This is a genomic window from Pseudomonas fluorescens, assembly GCF_001307155.1.
GTDB lineage: Bacteria > Pseudomonadota > Gammaproteobacteria > Pseudomonadales > Pseudomonadaceae > Aquipseudomonas > Aquipseudomonas helvetica.
The window spans coordinates 1,583,215-1,600,048 of the sequence record NZ_CP012830.1; the positions used below are offsets into that span (position 1 = coordinate 1,583,215).

Consider the following 16,834-nt stretch of genomic DNA (forward strand, 5'->3'; position numbering starts at 1 on the left):
AAGTCCTTAGCGCGTGCCGCCGGTTTGTTTGAGGAAGTTGGCGAACAGCTCGTGGCCCTGCTCGGTCAGGATCGACTCAGGATGAAACTGCACCCCTTCGATGTTCAGTGTCTTGTGGCGCAGGCCCATGATTTCATCGACCGAGCCGTCTTCGAGCTGAGTCCAGGCGGTCAGTTCCAGGCAATCGGGCAAGGTTTCACGCTTCACAATCAGCGAGTGATAGCGGGTGACCGTCAGCGGACGGTTCAGACCTTCGAACACGCCCTTGTCCTCGTGGAATACCGGGCTAGTCTTACCATGCATAACCTGGCGGGCGCGCACTACATCACCACCGAACGCCTGGCCGATGGATTGATGACCCAGGCAAACGCCGAGAATCGGCAGCTTGCCGGCGAAATACTTGATGGCCTCGATGGACACGCCGGCTTCGGTTGGGGTGCATGGACCGGGAGAGACGACGATGCGCTCGGGTTTGAGCGCTTCGATTTCGGCGATGGTCAGCTCATCGTTGCGCACAACCTTGACCTCGGAGCCTAGCTCACCAAGGTACTGCACAACGTTGTAGGTAAAAGAGTCGTAGTTATCGATCATCAGCAACATGGTTTGAAACCTCTTGAATTCACTGACTTTTGAGACGGCCTTCGAATGATTTACCCGCAGTCTTGCAACGCTCGGTCAGTTGCTGGAATGGAACCGGCAAAAGCGGCATTTCATACGGGTAAAGAAGGCAAACAGGCACAGGTCCGGCCGGGCCGGCAGAGAAAGTTCAGGCGCGCCAACGCCAACGGGCGTGGGCCTTGATGACTTGATCCAAGAGTTTGCTGACGATCAACACGGGAAAGGTCTCATTCATACGTTCCCGCACAGTAACTTAGCTGAGCAGAGGGTGCAATATGGCGCAGAGCAAGCAATCGATGCAGCCTTTAGCCATAGCTAAAACGCGAAAGTTTTTGGTACTGTCGTTCCGTTCACTACAACAATAAAATAAATGGACTTGCTCATGATCAAACAGACGATGTTTGTACCGCTCGCCAGTTGTGTTCTTGCAATGGCCTGCGCCCAGGCGATTGCGGCCCCCGCTCCCTATACGAAATTCATTGTCTTTGGCGACAGCCTGAACGACGCCGGGCAATTTACCGATACAGGCGGCCCCGCAGGCGCAACCGAGCGGTTCACCAACCGCGTCGGACCGACCTACAAGGATGGCAACGGCGAGGTTCGCGCCACCAACTCGACGCAGTTACTGGGGGGGAAACTGGGGTTTTCACCCGATCAAACGGCCGCTTCGACCTCGGCGGTCCGCGCCAGTGAAGGCCTGCCAGACGGTAACAACTGGGCGGTAGGTGGATACCGTACCGATCAGATCCTCGACTCGATCACCACCATATCGGACACTGGTGAGCGCAGTCGGCCCGGTTATCTGCCGAGCAACAACTTTCGCGCTGACCCGAACGCGCTCTATTACCTCTCCGGTGGCGGCAATGACTTCCTCCAGGGCCGGGTAACGAGTCTTGATCAGGCCAATGCCGCAGCCGATCGGCTGGTCAGCAGTGTGCAAACGCTGCAACAGGCCGGCGCCAAATACATCATGGTCTGGCTACTGCCAGATATCGGGCTGACCCCGGCGATCAATGGCAGCCCGTTGCAGGCCTTTACCTCCCAGCTCAGCGCCCAGTTCAACACTGAACTGGTCAGCCAGTTGCAGCACGTCAATGCCGAAGTCATCCCGTTGAATATTCCGGTGCTGCTCAAAGAGACCTTCGCCAACCCGGCGCAATTTGGCCTGGCCACCGACCAGAACCTCACCGCAACCTGCTTCAGCGGTGACAGCTGTACGGAAAACGCCCGGTACGGGATCAACAGCGCCACGCCGGACCCGACCAAGCTGATCTACAACGACTCGGTGCACCCGACCGAAACCGGGCAACGCCTGATCGCCGATTACGCGTATTCCATACTGGCAGCCCCCTGGGAGATGACGCTGTTACCGGAAATGGCCCATGCCACCCTGCGCGCGCATCAGGATGAACTGCGCAACCAATGGCAATCCGACTGGGAAAACTGGCAAAACGTCGGTCAGTGGCGTGCGATTGTCGCCGGTGGCGGTCAGCACCTCAATTTTGATGATCAACGCAGTGCAGCCAGTGCCGATGGCAACGGCTACAACCTGAACATTGGCGGCAGCTATCGTCTCGACGAGGCCTGGCGTGTTGGCGTGGCTGCCGGTTTCTATCGTCAGAAGCTGGAAGCGGGCAACGACAACTCGCAGTACAAACTCAACACGTACATGGGTACGGCGTTCGCTCAATATCAGCAAAATCGCTGGTGGGCTGACGCGGCAATGACGGCTGGGCATCTGGACTACGACAGTCTCAAACGCAAGTTCGACCTGGGCGTCAACGAACGCGGGGAGAAAGGCAGTACCAATGGCACGGTGCTGGCGGTCACCGGTCGCCTGGGTTACGACATCGCGCAGCAGGCAAGCAGCCCGTGGCACTTGTCGCCATTTATCAGCGCCGACTACGCCAAGGTGCAAGTCGACGGTTACTCGGAGAACGGCAACGACTCCACGGCACTGACCTTCGGTGACCAGAAGCGCACCTCGAAGCGCCTCGGCGTCGGTTTGCAGGGCAAGTATCAGATCACCTCGCAAACTCAGGTGTTCGGCGAGTTCGCCCACGAACGCGAATATAAGGACGACGCCCAGGACCTGACCATGAACCTCAACAGCCTGCCCGACAACCATTTCACCCTGCAGGGCTACACCCCGCAAACCAACCTGAACCGCCTGAACCTGGGCGTGAGCCAGAAGTTGACTCCAGACCTGGCGCTACGTGCCAGCTACAACATTCGCAAGGATGACGACTTCACCCAACAAGGCATCAACGTGGGTGTCAGCCTGGACTTCTAAACCGCAGGCCATAAAAAACGCTGCCTCCTCACGGGGGCAGCGTTATTTTTGGGGGGCTCTCTGAAGTGGCTTGCTCGCGCTCGGCTGCGAAGCAGTCGCCATGAAGGGGCCTGCTACGCAGGCCAGCGGGAGCAAGCTCCCTCGCCACAACAAGCGCCTTCGTTACAGCTCAGTCTTATGGGGTTTGCTCGGCCAGGGCCACGGCGCGGAACATCGCGCGGCGCTTGTTCAGGGTTTCTTCCCATTCGAGCGCAGGCACCGAATCAGCCACGATGCCACCACCGGCCTGCACATGCAGTTCGCCGTTCTTGATCACCGCAGTGCGGATTGCAATCGCGGTGTCCATGTTGCCGTTCCAGGCGAAGTAACCGACCGCACCACCGTAGACGCCACGCTTGACCGGTTCCAGTTCGTCGATGATTTCCATTGCGCGAATCTTCGGCGCACCCGACAACGTACCTGCCGGCAGAATCGCCCGCAGTGCGTCCATCGCTGTCAGGCCGGCTTTCAACTGGCCGGTGACGTTGGAGACGATGTGCATCACGTTGGAATAACGCTCGATGACCATTTTCTCGGTGAGTTTCACCGAACCGATTTCCGACACGCGACCGGTGTCGTTGCGGCCGAGGTCGATCAGCATCAGGTGCTCGGCGATTTCCTTGTCGTCCGACAGCAGGTCTTCTTCAAGCGCCCGGTCGGCTTCCTCGTTGGCACCGCGCGGGCGGGTGCCGGCGATCGGGCGCACGGTGATCAGGTTGTCTTCGACTCGCACCAGCACTTCCGGCGAACTGCCAACGACATGGAAGTCGCCAAAGTTGAAGAAGTACATATACGGCGTCGGGTTGAAGCAGCGCAGCGCCCGGTACAGATCTATCGGCGCGGCCTTGAAGTCGATGGACATCCGTTGCGATGGCACCACCTGCATGCAGTCACCGGCGAGGATGTACTCCTTGATGGTGTCCACCGCCCGCTCGTAATCGTCTTGGGTGAAACTGGAACGGAACACCGGATCAGCCGCTTGTTGCTTGCTGAAGTCCAGGCCGCGACGCGGAGTGATTGGCTGACGGAGTTTTTCCAGCAGCTCTTCCAGACGCGCCTGACCTTGCTCGAAGGCGTTGTCCTGCGACGGGTCGGCCAGCACGATGGCGTGCATCTTGCCGGCCAGGTTATCGAACACCACCACCGCATCGGAGACCATCAGCAAAATGTCCGGCACGCCCAGCGGATCCGGGTTCGGGCACTTGCCCAGACGCTTCTCCACGTAACGCACGCAGTCATAACCGAAGTAGCCCACCAGCCCGCCGTTGAAGCGTGGCAGACCGGCGATGGTCGGCACGTTGTAGCGCGCTTTGAAGGTTTCGACGAAGGCCAGCGGGTCTTCAACCTCGTGGCTTTCTACCTCGGCGCCATCGACCGTCACGCTGACGTGATGATCATGCACCCGCAGCACCGTACGGCACGGCAGCCCGATGATCGAGTAACGGCCCCATTTCTCACCGCCCTGCACCGACTCCAGCAGATAGGAATTGGGCTCGTCGGCCAGTTTCAGGTAGATCGACAACGGCGTGTCGAAGTCGGCAAGGGTTTCGCAGGCAAGCGGGATGCGGTTGTAGCCGGCAGCGGCCAAACGCAGGAATTCTTCGCGGATCATGAGGTGCCTCGTGGCGTGAGGGTCTAACAGTCAGGTGTGCAAACGCGCCGGATAGCCGGCCAGGATCGAGTCAGGCGCGCCAACGCCAGCGGGCCAGGGCCTTGATGACTTTCATCCAGAGTTTGCGAGTGACCACCACGATGGAGTTTCCAGGAGGGGATTGAACAGCGTCGGCCAACGTTATCTCAGCGGCTGGATCCAGGCAACCGGGAATTAGCTTGCGCAGATCGTCAATCACCAGCGCCGGGGACTCTTCGGCAATCGGCCGGCCATGGTTATAGCCATAGCTCAGGGCTACGCACTTCACGCCGGCCGCCTTGGCCGCGAGCACGTCGCTGCGCGAGTCACCGACAAACAACGATTGCGAGGCCGGAATATTGGCCATTTTCATCACGAAAAACAGCGCCGCCGGGTCAGGCTTTTTCTGCGGCAGGGTGTCGCCGCCGATGATCCAGCGGAAGTAGCGGCCGATTTTCAGCTGATCCAGCAACGGCGCGACGAAGCGCTCCGGCTTGTTGGTGATTAGCGCCATTTCGACGCCCTGCTTGTGCAACCACTTCAGGGTGTCGCGTACACCTGGGTAAACCACCGTCAGTTCATGGCCGTCCGCGTAGGCTTCCATGAAGATCTCCAGCGCGTGCTCGGCCTCGACATCATCGACACTTGCGTGATCGATATTGCCCGCCAGTGCACGACGGACCAGCACCGGCGCACCGTTGCCCACCCATTCGCGCACCGCGTCGAGACCTGCCGGGGCACGCCCGAGTTTGAGCAGCATGTTATCCACAGCCACTGCGAGGTCCGGCACCGAATCGATCAACGTGCCATCCAGATCGAACATCACCAGCCGCGGCAGACGCCCCGGGAACAACTGCTCAAAACCACTCATGGGCGAGCCAGCGCCAGTTCGGAGCGCATCTTTTCAATCACTTCCTGGTAGTTCGGCGCATTGAAGATGGCCGAACCGGCGACGAAGGTGTCAGCGCCAGCGGCGGCGATTTCACGGATGTTGTTCACATTCACGCCACCGTCGATTTCCAGACGAATGTCACGGCCCGAGGCATCGATCAGCGCGCGCGCTTCACGCAACTTGTCGAGAGTGCCGGGAATGAACTTCTGCCCGCCGAAGCCCGGGTTGACGCTCATCAGCAGGATCATGTCGACCTTATCCATCACGTACTTGAGCACGTCCAGCGGGGTCGCCGGGTTGAACACCAGGCCCGCCTTGCAACCGCCTTCGCGGATCATTTGCAGGGAACGGTCGACATGCAGCGTGGCTTCCGGGTGGAAGGTGATGTAGGTCGCGCCGGCGTCGATGAAGTCGCCAATGATGCGGTCTACCGGGCTGACCATCAGGTGAGCGTCGATGGGCGCGGTGATGCCGTATTTGCGCAATGCCGAGCAAACCATCGGCCCGATGGTCAGGTTTGGCACGTAGTGGTTGTCCATGACATCAAAGTGAACGATGTCGGCGCCAGCGGCCAGAACGTTGTCTACTTCCTCGCCCAGACGGGCGAAATCAGCGGAGAGAATCGACGGAGCAATAGCGAAGGGCTGCATGACGCACCTTTTTTGAGCAGAATCACGATGGCGCGCATTGTATACCTCATGCTTTGACGCGCGCACCGTGACCGCGATGATTGGGTCTGGTCCTAGTAGGCCGCTCGATAGATCTTCTCGATATCGGCGGTGCTCAATTTACGCGGGTTGTTGCGCATCAATCGCTCTATTCCTGCGGCCTCCACAGCCATCGCCGGGATTGCATCTTCTGGTATGCCGAGGCTATGCAGGCCTTGGGGGATTTCCACTGCGGCACAGAGTCGCGCCATGGCCTCGACCGCTTTATCTGCCGCCTCTTCAGCGCTCAACTGCGCCGTTTTCACCCCAAGCGCCTCGGCGATATCCTGCATACGCTCGATGCACGCCATTTTGTTCCAGGCCATGACATACGGAAGCAGCAAGGCGTTGCTGACACCGTGCGTCACGTTGAAGCGTCCGCCCAGCGGATACGCCAAGGCGTGCACCGCGCCGACCCCGGCGTTACCGAACGCCATGCCGGCCATCAGGCTGGCGGTGGCCATGTCTTCACGGGCCTGCAGGTTCGAAGGATTGGTGTAGGCCTTGGGCAATGCCTTGATGATCAGCTTGATAGCGCCGATGGCCAGTGCGTCGGTGATCGGCGAGGCGTTGAGCGACAGGTAGGATTCGACAGCGTGCACCAGCGCATCGACGCCACTGGCGGCCGTCACGCTGCGCGGGCACGTCAGGGTCATTTGCGGGCTGACCAGCGCCACGTCCGGCAACAGATAATCACTGATGATGCCTTTCTTCAGCTGCGCGACCCTGTCGGACAGTATCGCCACGTTGGTGACTTCCGAACCGGTGCCGGCGGTGGTCGGAATCGCAATCAGCGGTGGGCCTTTGCGCGGCACCTGATCGATACCAAACAAGTCTTCGAGCGCGCCGTGGTAACCGGCATAGGCTGCAACACTTTTGGCGATGTCGATGGCGCTGCCGCCGCCGAGTCCGATCAGGCCGTCATGCCCGCCTTCGCGGTAGACGCGCATGCAGTCTTCAACGATGGCGATTTCCGGGTCGGGCAACACCCGATCGAAAATCTCGTAAGTACGTCCCCCCAGTTGCGCCAGCGCCAGCTCCACCGTGCCTGACTTGACCAGCGCGGCGTCGGTGACAATCAGTGGGTTATCGACATCCAGACGGGTCAGCTCGGCGGCCAACTGCTCGATGGCGCCTGCACCGGTGAGCAGTTTGTGAGCAATTTTGAAAGAGGAAATACTCATGTGCGCAGCCTCTTATGAATAGGGGAGCTGGGCACAATAGTAGCTGGGGATTGGGGTTTGTCTGTTATTGCGCGAATGAAAGAGCGGGTTACTCCTAAAACCTGTGGCGAGGGAGCTTGCTCCCGTCGGCCGGTCCGCGCTCGGGCGCAGCAGTCGTAAAGCCTGCCAACGCGGACTTTCTGATGAACCGTAGCGGTTGCTTTTGGGGCTGCTCCGCAGCCAGCAGGAGCAAGCTCCCTCGCCACTAAAGCAGATCCTTACACCTGTGCGGTACGCAGTTTCTCGCTGCGGCCACGTAGCCATTCCAGGGTCAGCAGCAGGAACACCGAGAAGGCGATCAGCAGCGTTGCCGCGGCGGCGATGGTCGGGCTGAGGTTTTCGCGGATGCCGCTGAACATCTGCCGTGGCAATGTCGCCTGTTGAGGGCCGGCAAGGAACAACGTGACGACCACCTCATCGAACGATGTCGCGAAGGCAAACAGCGCCCCGGAAATCACCCCCGGTGCAATCAACGGCAAGGTCACGCGGCGGAACGCCGTGAGTGGCGAAGCCCCCAGGCTGGCGGCAGCACGCACCAGGTTCTGGTTAAAGCCTTGCAACGTCGCCGATACGGTAATGATCACGAACGGCACACCCAGCACCGCATGCACGACGATCAGCGAGACAAAGCTGTTGCCGAATCCCAGCGGCGCGAAGGCCAGGTAGCTGGCCACACCGATGATCACCACCGGCACGACCATCGGCGAGATCACCAGCGCCATCACCAGCGCCTTGCCGGGGAAATCACCACGGGTCAGGCCAATCGCCGCCAGCGTGCCGAAGACCATCGCCAACACCGTCGCCGCCGGGGCGACGATCATGCTGTTCTTCAGCGAACGCATCCATTCGGCCGAGGCGAAAAAGTCCTGGTACCAGTGCAGCGAGAACCCCTGCAACGGGTAGACCAGAAAACTCCCCGAGTTGAACGACAGCGGGATGATCACCAGCACCGGCAGGATAAGGAACAACAGGATCAGCCCGCAGAGAATGCGCAAGCTGTAGAACCATACCCGTTCGATGGGCGACACATAAGGACTCAGCATTTCGATTCTCCCCTTAGCTCAAGCGCAGGCGGCTTGCGCCTACCAGCCAGCTGTAAATCAGATAGAGCACGACAGTCGCCAACAGCAGCAGCCCTCCGAGTGCGGTCGCCATGCCCCAGTTGATGCTGGTATTGGTGTAGAAGGCGACGAAGTAACTGACCATCTGATCGTTCGGGCTGCCAAGCAGCGCCGGGGTGATGTAGTAACCAATCGCCAGGATGAACACCAACAGGCAACCAGCGCCGACACCGGCATAAGTCTGCGGGAAATACACTCGCCAGAAGCTGGCGAACGGATGGCAACCCAGGGAAATCGCCGCACGCATGTAGGTTGGCGAGATGCCTTTCATCACACTGTAGATCGGCAAGATCATGAACGGCAGCAGGATGTGCACCATCGAGATGTAAACCCCGGTGCGGTTGAACACCAGTGCCAGCGGCTTATCGATGATGCCCATGGCCATCAATGCGCTGTTGATCAGCCCGCCCGATTGCAACAAGACAATCCACGCCGCCACCCGCACCAGAATCGAGGTCCAGAACGGCAACAACACCAGAATCATCAGCAGGTTGCTTTGACGTGACGGCAGGTTGGCCAGCAGATACGCCAACGGATAGGCGAGCACCAGGCAGATCGCGGTAATGACCAGGCCCATCCAGAAGGTCCGGGCAAAAATCTCGAGGTAGATCGCCTGATCAGGGGTCGCCGGGGCAATTTCGCCGAGGTCGTCGATCCGGTGGTCGACCGCTGCCAGCAAGTAATACGGCGTGATGCTGCTGGTGTTACGGCGTACCGCTTGCCAGTAGGCCGGGTCGCCCCAACGTTCATCCAGCGCTTCGAGTGCATCTTTATAGGAGGCCGGCTCGGTTTTGAACGGCAGCGCTCGCGCGGTTTTGGTCAGCAGGCTGCGATAGCCGGCCAACTCCATATTCAGTCGCTTGGACAGATCGCCCAGGCTTTGATTTTTGCGGGCCTCAAGAAGGTCTTCGCTGGCAGCCTTGAAGACCGGATCTGCCGGCAAGCCTCGGCCATCCCAGGTCGCAATGGCAGCCACGGTGCGCGGCATCCCGCCGACCACTTCCGGGTTACTGACACTTTTGTAGAGCAGCGCCACGATCGGCACCAGAAACACCAACAACAGAAACAGCACCAACGGCGCGATCAGGGCCTGGGCCTTCCAGCGGTTGACCCGTTCGGCATGCGCAAGGCGCTGCTTCAAGGTGCGATTGGTGCCCTCGTTCAGGGGAACGGCGATGGCCATGGCGAACTCCGAAATTCTTCGATCAATCGTTAATGTGGGAGCGAGCTTTTGTGGCGAGCGAGCTTGCTCGCGCCGGGCTGCGAAGCGGCCCCAAAATTCTGTTAACAACTACCAATTTTGTGAGTGCTGCGCACTCAAGCGGGAGCAAGCTCCCTCGCCACAAAGCCCGCCCTCACAGGAGGGCGAGCCCTCTGCTTACTTCGCAGCCCACGAGTTGAAGCGCTGTTCCAGTTGCTCACCGTTGTCAGCCCAGAAGCTGACGTCGATCTGCACCTGGTTGGCGATGTTTTCCGGGGTGGTCGGCATGTCTTTCAGAATCTCTTTGGACAACAGCGGTACGGCTTGGGTATTGGCCGGGCCGTAGGCGATGTTTTCCGAGTAGGTTTTCTGCTGTTGCGGCATGACCGAGTACGCGATGAATTTCTTCGCGGCGGCGGCACGGGTTTTATCCAGGCCTTTTGGAATCGCCCAGGCGTCGAAGTCGTAGATGCCGCCGTTCCATACCACTTTCAGGTTGCTTTCTTTCTGCACGGCAGCGATCCGGCCGTTGTAGGCCGAGCTCATGACCACGTCGCCGGAAGCCAGGTACTGCGGCGGCTGAGCGCCGGCTTCCCACCATTGAATGCTTGGCTTGAGCTCATCGAGTTTCTTGAAGGCGCGGTCCTGACCGTCCTTGCTGGCCAGCACTTTGTAGACATCTTTCGGCGCAACGCCATCGGCCATCAAGGCGAATTCCAGGGTGTACTTGGCGCCTTTACGCAGGCCGCGTTTGCCCGGGAATTTCTTGGTGTCCCAGAAATCCACCCAACTGGTCGGAGCGCTTGCCAGTTTGTCGGCGTTGTAGGCCAACACGGTCGACCACACGAAGAAACCCACGCCGCATGGCTGGATGGCACCCTTCACGTAGTCTTCGGACTTGCCGAACAGTGCCGGGTCAAGCGGCTCGAACATGTCTTCGTCACAACCACGGGACAGTTCTGGCGATTCAACCTCTACCAGATCCCAGGACACGCTCTTGGTGTCGACCATGGCTTTGACCTTGGCCATCTCACCGTTGTATTCACCGGCGACAATCTTGCCGTTGCCCGCGGCTTCCCACGGTGCGTAGAAGGCCTTGACCTGCGCCGCCTTGTTCGCGCCGCCAAACGACACCACGGTCAGGTCGGGGCCGGCCATTGCATGGGCCGCGCCCATCATGCCAAGTGCCAGTGCTGTGAGTTTCAGGGATCTCAACATTTATTGTTCTCTCCACGTGCGGGTTGGTGTTGGTGAAGCGGGGGCGATCAGTTCGCCTCTAGAAGTGGGTCGAGCGCGCGAACGTGTTCGACCTGCCAGCCAAGCGGTACCACGTCTCCGACCGCCAGCGCCGGATCGAGCTCGGCGATCGGCTGTTTCACGAAGAAGTCGGTCTTGCCGCAGACTTCCAGGCGAACACGGACGTGGTCGCCCAGATAGATGAATTCCGCCACCCTTCCCGAGAAGCGGTTGACGCACGATTCGCTGGAACCGTTAAGGCTCACGCGCTCCGGACGAATGGACAGCGTCACTGGCTCGCCGGTCTTGCCGACATTCACCGCCAGCGCCTCGACCTTTTCACCACGCCCCAACTCAACCACGCAGCGGTCGCCGGTGTGGCTGTGCAAACGGCCGTTGAGACGGTTGTTTTCGCCGATAAAGTTGGCGACGAAGGTATTTTTCGGCTTTTCATAGAGTTCGCGCGGTGGCGCGATCTGCTGGATTTCGCCTTGATGGAAGACCGCCACGCGATCGGACATGGTCAGGGCTTCACCCTGGTCGTGGGTCACGTAGACCACGGTCACGCCGAGGCGCTGGTGCAGGTGCTTGATCTCCATCTGCATGTGTTCACGCAGCTGTTTATCCAGTGCACCCAGCGGTTCGTCCATCAGCACCAGTTGCGGCTCGAACACCAGCGCCCGGGCCAAGGCCACACGCTGTTGCTGACCACCGGAAAGTTGCGCCGGATAACGCTGGGCGAACGCATCGAGCTGAACCATGCTCAGCACGCGCTTGACCCGGTCACTGACGTCGCTTTTGTTCAGGCCACGAACAGTCAGCGGGAACGCGAGGTTCTCGGCCACGGTCATGTGCGGGAACAATGCATAGTTCTGGAACACCATGCCGATGTCGCGCTTGTGCGGCGGCACGTTGTTGATCGCACGTCCGGCCAGCAAGATTTCGCCGGCAGTCGGCGTTTCGAAACCGGCGAGCATCATCAGACTGGTGGTCTTGCCGGAGCCGGACGGCCCGAGCAAGGTGAGGAATTCGCCTTTGCGAATCTCCAGGTTGAGGTCTTTGACGATCAGGTTCTCGCCGTCGTAGCTCTTTTGCACTCCACGAAAGCTGACCAGAACATCATTCGCTCCAGCGCTTGAATCGACCTCGCTCATACCTGCACCTTTGTATTCTTTATATGTAGGACTGCTGAGGACTAAGCCTAGTGGAGCCTGCAGACCGCGCAAATCGGGGTGCAGGAGAGAATCGCCTCAGCCGGATGGAAGGTTGGGTGTAGGGATTGCCCTACAAGGATGGCGGGATTGGGTATGTCGATAAACGATAGTGGCCAGCATCAGGCTGCAAGCCACAAAAGCCGCTGGGGTCGGGCTTTTCATCATGTCGCAAATGGACATGCCAACACGTTCCTGTAGCAGCTGGCGAAGCCTGCGTTCGGCTGCGCAGCAGTCGTAATCCGGTTAACGCGATCTGCCTGAAAGAAAGCGGTTGCAGAATTTGCGACGGCTTCGCCGCCGAACGCAGGCTTCGCCAGCTGCTACGAGTGTGTGGTGGACGCAGATCAGGGGTGGTGTCAGAGGAGCTTGTGCTCCATCGCGTACTTCACCAGTTCGGCGAGGGAGGTGATGTTGAGTTTCTGCATCAGCCGCGCCTTGTGGGTGCTGATGGTTTTGCTGCTCAACGCCAGTTGCTGGGCGATCTCATTGACGTTGGCACCCTGGGCCAAGCGCTCGAACACCGAAAACTCGCGCTCCGAGAGCAATGAATGCAGCGGCCGCGAATCCGTCAGGCCGACCTCGAAAACCATTCGGTCTGCCAGCTCCGGATCGATGTAACGCCCGCCTGCCGCGACCTTGCGAATCGCCGTCAGCAGCAACGCCGGATCGCTGTCCTTGGTGGCATAACCGGCAGCGCCGACCTTCAGTGCACGAGCCGCCATTTGCGCCTCGTCGTGCATCGACAGCACCAGGATCGCCGGCGGATTGTTCAGTGCGCGAATCCGCGGAATCGCCTCCAGCCCGTTAACCCCGGGCATGGAGATATCCAGCAACACCACCTCGCAGGGAATGTGGCGCAAGGTCTCGAGCAGTTGCTCGCCATTGCTCGCCTCCCCCACCACCAGCAAATCCTTGGCGAGGCCGATCAACTGTTTGATGCCTTCACGGACGATGGTGTGGTCTTCGGCTACCAGTACACGGATCACGCTTTTCTCCTCATTGATGGGTTGAGCGCCGTTAAAGATCGCAGCCTGCGGCAACTCCTACAGAGGGACGCCCCGATCTTTCATCAATCCAGCGGCACACATACGCACAGGGTCGTGCCCTCGCCCGGCTCACTCTCCAGCGACAACTGGCCGCCCATGATCAGCACCCGCTCACGCATGCCGACCACCCCGAAGGAAGTCGGCCTGCCTTCGGGGGCGACAAAGCCTACGCCATCATCGCTGACCGTCAGGCACAACTCGTCGCCTTCCTGCACCAGTGTCAGTTCAACAGTATGCGCCTGCGCATGGCGCATGACATTGGTCAGCGCCTCCTGAAGAATCCGGAACAGACCGATCGCCTTGGCATCGCTGAGGGTCGGCAGGTTATCCGGCACTTGCACCAGACACGGGATCTGCGTGCGCGCTTCGAAACGCCGGGCCTGCCACTCGATGGCAGACGCGATCCCGGCATCGAGAATCGGCGGGCGCAAGGCCGTGGCCACGTCCCGTACCAGCTGGAACAGTTGGGCGATCAGGCGTTTCATGCTGTTGAGACGCTCACTCAAGCCCGGATCGAGTTCGGCGTAGGCCAATTCGCACATCGAGGTTTCCAGCTTCAGCACCGTCAGCATCTGACCCAACTCATCGTGGACTTCACGGGCAATCCGGGCCTTTTCCTCTTCCCGCACGCTTTCCAGGTGCGCAGACAGTTCACGCAATTGCTCGCGGGAGCTGGCCAGTTCCAGCTCGATGCGTTTGCTCTCGCTGATGTCCCAGACAATCCCGTCCCAGACGAATGCGCCATCGTCGAGCCGGCGCGTGATGGCCTTGATCTCGGCCCAGCGCTCCTCGCCCTGGCGAGTGAGAATCCGGCCTTGCCACGACCAGTCACTGTCGGTGTCCAATGCGTAATCCTGGGTCTGGTGATAACTCGCCTTGTCATCCGGATGTACCAGACTGCGCAGGCCCATGTCGCGACGGCTCAAAGTTGCCGGTGAATAGCCCACCAGGCTCTCGCTGCCCTCGCTGATGTAGGCAAAGTCGATTTGCCCGGTCACCGGCGCCCGTTCCAGGCGAAAGACCAGGCCCGGCACGTTGGCGGCAATCCCCTGCAACCGGGCTTCGCTTTCCTGCAAGGCAGCCAACGCCCGACGGCGCTCGGTAACGTCGTTGAGGTAAACGACCAGATACTCGCTGTCGCGAAACCGCAGAAAACTCAACGACACGTCGGCCGGCAAAATGCTGCCATCGGCGCGCACGCAGTTGGTTTCGAAACTTTGTGGCGCGTCTTCGCTGGCCCGGGCACTCTTCCACAGTCTCAACCAACGGTCCATGTGCAACCCGGGCTCGAAGTCGATCAGTGGCCGATCAATGACGCCACCCGGTGCATAACCGAGCATCGCCTCCGCCGCACGGTTGGCGTAACGCACATGACTGTCCCAATTGACCCAGAGGATCCCGACCGTGCTTTGATCAATCGAAAACTGCGTCAGGCGCAACGCTTCTTCGCTGGCCTCGCGCAGGGCAATGTCTTCGCGGGCCGCCAGTAAACGCTGCTCAAGGGTATGTTGCTGACGGCGCTGCCACAGCACGATGGCCATGCTGCTGAGGAACAACACAGCCAACAACAGGCAAAGGTTTTGCCAGAACCCCGGCGACTCGGTCAGGCGCGGGTATTTGGGTTGCAGCCAGCTCGCGTGCAACTGCTCAAGATCCTTGGCGGGAATCGCATGCAAGGCGCTTTCGACGATGCCGGCCAACTCCGGCCAGTCGCGGCGGGTCGCCACCCGTAGCAATTGCGGCAGGCCAATATCGCCGACCACCACCAACCCGGAGAATTCGGGTTCGATCGACAAACGGCTGAGTTGGGCTTCATCAACGACAGCGTAGCGGGCCTGTTGAGCCAGCAGCAGTTGCAGTGCCTCACGCTCCGTCGGCACACCTTGCAAGTTGAGATTGCCGTAAGTGTTGCGTAGATAGTCGGCAATCGCACCAGGCATGCGTACAGCGACCCGCGAAAGGCTGTCGATTTTTTCCAATTCGATGGCACCGGCGCCCTTCTGTTCGCCAACCACCAGTTGCGGCACACGCATGTACGGGTCGCTGAATTGCCATAGACGCAAGCCGGCGGGGGTTTGGGTCATACCCGGCGCGAGGTCGACTTCACCTTCGCGCACGGCTTCTTCCAGCTGCGCGACATCAGGAAAGTGGCGCCACGAGAACTCGATATTCAGCGAACGGGCCAGCCACTGCATCAATTCGATATTGGCTCCAGACAACCGCTGCAAGCGCCGGTCGTACTGTGCAAAAGGTGCTTGCAGTACCACACCCACGCGCAGTTCGCTGTGCTCAGCGAGCCACTGGTGCTGCTCGACGCTCAACGGCGCACCATGCGCAGGCAACGCCGGTGCCGCCCATGCCATCAAGGGAAGCCAGCAACAGCCGATAACCAACAGGCAGCGAAAACGCATCATCCGAAGTCTCACACACTGACAAATACTGACCAACCCATTAGGCTGCCGGGATTACTTCTGGCCTGGAATATCCGATGCCCCCTGTCTACCGCTTGGCACTGCCAGCATTGTGCCTGTCGCTGATCCTGCCTTGTGCCTTTTCAGCTCAGGCTGCCGCCCCGGCATCCGCTACCGCGGAAAAACCCGCCGAAGCAAAACCGGCCGAACGCCAGCCTCTGCCAGAGCGTAGCCAGGAAGAAGCCGTCGCTCTCGAACGAACGGTTCCCACGCAAGAGCAACAGTCGTTGCAGGCCGGCAGTGACAGCTTTCTCGCGCTGTGGAAACCGGCCAATACCAGCACCCCAAAAGGTGCGGTGATTATCATCCCCGGCGCTGGAGAAACCGCTGATTGGCCTCAAGCGATCAGTCCCTTGCGGCAAAAACTACCGGATGCCGACTGGGGCAGTCTGAGTCTTACTCTGCCAGACCTGCAAAGCAATGCCCCGCAAGCGCGCGTCGTCAACGTCGCACCCGCGCCTGCCAAACCCGAGACCGGCAGCAAAGACGCCAGCACCGCGGCCCCCATCGAGCAAGTGGCCGGCGGTGAAGGAGATATCGCCGATCGCGCAGTTGCCGAGACCAGCGAAGAGCAAGCCAAGGCTGACGCCGAGCGGATCTACGCACGGATCGACGCAGCCATTGCGTTCGCCGAACAACAAAATGCTCGCAGCATCGTCTTGCTCGGTCACGGTACAGGGGCTTATTGGGCCGCGCGCTACCTGAGCGAAAAACAACCGTCGCAAGTCGCGAAATTCGTGATGGTCGCCGCGCAGACACCCGTGACAGTGAAACCCGGGCTGGCGGAGTTGACCACCACCTTGAAGCTGGCGACCTTTGACATCTACTACAAGGACAAGGCACTGGTGCAGAGCGCTGCTCTGGAGCGTTTGCAGGCCAGCAAACGCCTGAAGGCCTCGACGTTCAATCAGCTGGCGCTCAAGACTTTGCCAGGTAACAGCGCTGCCGAGCAGGAACAATTGTTCCGCCGTGTGCGCGGCTGGTTGAATCCGCAGAACACCGGGAGTTGATCGGCGGATACAGATTTATCGTCTGACCTATAACTGTGGCGAAGGAGCTTGCTCCCGCTCGACTGCGCAGCCGTCGCAAACTCTGCGCATTGGGTATCCCTGACGGAATGCGGTGGTCGTTTTGGGGCCGCTT

13 protein-coding genes are annotated in these 16,834 nt (G+C 60.0%); 2 read left to right on the plus strand and 11 right to left on the minus strand.

Translation table 11 applies throughout. From position 1 onward, the window contains the following. Positions 1–6: 6 nt before the first annotated feature. On the minus strand, positions 7–600 hold the full coding sequence (locus tag AO353_RS07220; RefSeq protein ID WP_019693903.1) for an aminodeoxychorismate/anthranilate synthase component II: 594 nt from the start codon (positions 598–600) through the stop codon (positions 7–9). Positions 601–1,000: 400 nt separating this feature from the next. Here AO353_RS07220 and estP point away from each other — a divergent pair, with 400 nt between their 5' ends. Continuing rightward, complete coding sequence (gene estP, locus AO353_RS07225; RefSeq protein WP_054594296.1) at positions 1,001–2,911, plus strand: esterase EstP; 1,911 nt, start codon at positions 1,001–1,003, stop codon at positions 2,909–2,911. A 175-nt stretch (positions 2,912–3,086) separates the two neighbouring features. Here estP and trpE read toward each other — a convergent pair whose 3' ends face one another. From trpE to AO353_RS07275, 10 genes are all read right to left on the minus strand, one after another. Beyond that, positions 3,087–4,562, minus strand: coding sequence for an anthranilate synthase component I (gene trpE / locus AO353_RS07230; RefSeq protein WP_054594297.1), 1,476 nt, complete (start codon positions 4,560–4,562; stop codon positions 3,087–3,089). 70 nt (positions 4,563–4,632) lie between these two features. Continuing rightward, on the minus strand, positions 4,633–5,451 hold the full coding sequence (locus AO353_RS07235; RefSeq protein ID WP_054594298.1) for a phosphoglycolate phosphatase: 819 nt from the start codon (positions 5,449–5,451) through the stop codon (positions 4,633–4,635). Next, on the minus strand, positions 5,448–6,122 hold the full coding sequence (gene rpe / locus AO353_RS07240) for a ribulose-phosphate 3-epimerase (protein ID WP_019693907.1): 675 nt from the start codon (positions 6,120–6,122) through the stop codon (positions 5,448–5,450). The genes AO353_RS07235 and rpe overlap by 4 nt, the downstream gene beginning before the upstream one ends. Before the next feature lie 92 nt (positions 6,123–6,214). Then, positions 6,215–7,363 (minus strand): iron-containing alcohol dehydrogenase, encoded by a 1,149-nt coding sequence (locus AO353_RS07245; protein ID WP_054594299.1) that lies wholly within the window; start codon positions 7,361–7,363, stop codon positions 6,215–6,217. A 257-nt stretch (positions 7,364–7,620) separates the two neighbouring features. Then, positions 7,621–8,445, minus strand: a complete 825-nt coding sequence (locus tag AO353_RS07250; protein WP_054594300.1) for an ABC transporter permease — start codon at positions 8,443–8,445, stop codon at positions 7,621–7,623. Between the two features lie 13 nt (positions 8,446–8,458). Beyond that, entirely contained in the window at positions 8,459–9,706 is a 1,248-nt protein-coding gene (locus AO353_RS07255) for an ABC transporter permease (RefSeq protein WP_054594301.1), read from the minus strand. A 195-nt stretch (positions 9,707–9,901) separates the two neighbouring features. After that, complete coding sequence (locus AO353_RS07260) at positions 9,902–10,942, minus strand: ABC transporter substrate-binding protein (protein ID WP_054594302.1); 1,041 nt, start codon at positions 10,940–10,942, stop codon at positions 9,902–9,904. Positions 10,943–10,989: 47 nt separating this feature from the next. Further along, positions 10,990–12,114 (minus strand): ABC transporter ATP-binding protein, encoded by a 1,125-nt coding sequence (locus AO353_RS07265; RefSeq protein ID WP_054594303.1) that lies wholly within the window; start codon positions 12,112–12,114, stop codon positions 10,990–10,992. Between the two features lie 416 nt (positions 12,115–12,530). Next, on the minus strand, positions 12,531–13,160 hold the full coding sequence (locus AO353_RS07270) for a response regulator transcription factor (protein WP_054598191.1): 630 nt from the start codon (positions 13,158–13,160) through the stop codon (positions 12,531–12,533). A gap of 83 nt (positions 13,161–13,243) precedes the next feature. Beyond that, positions 13,244–15,634, minus strand: a complete 2,391-nt coding sequence (locus AO353_RS07275; protein ID WP_054594304.1) for a PAS domain-containing sensor histidine kinase — start codon at positions 15,632–15,634, stop codon at positions 13,244–13,246. Between the two features lie 74 nt (positions 15,635–15,708). Here AO353_RS07275 and AO353_RS07280 point away from each other — a divergent pair, with 74 nt between their 5' ends. Next, on the plus strand, positions 15,709–16,701 hold the full coding sequence (locus AO353_RS07280) for an alpha/beta hydrolase family protein (RefSeq protein ID WP_054594305.1): 993 nt from the start codon (positions 15,709–15,711) through the stop codon (positions 16,699–16,701). Positions 16,702–16,834: the final 133 nt, after the last annotated feature.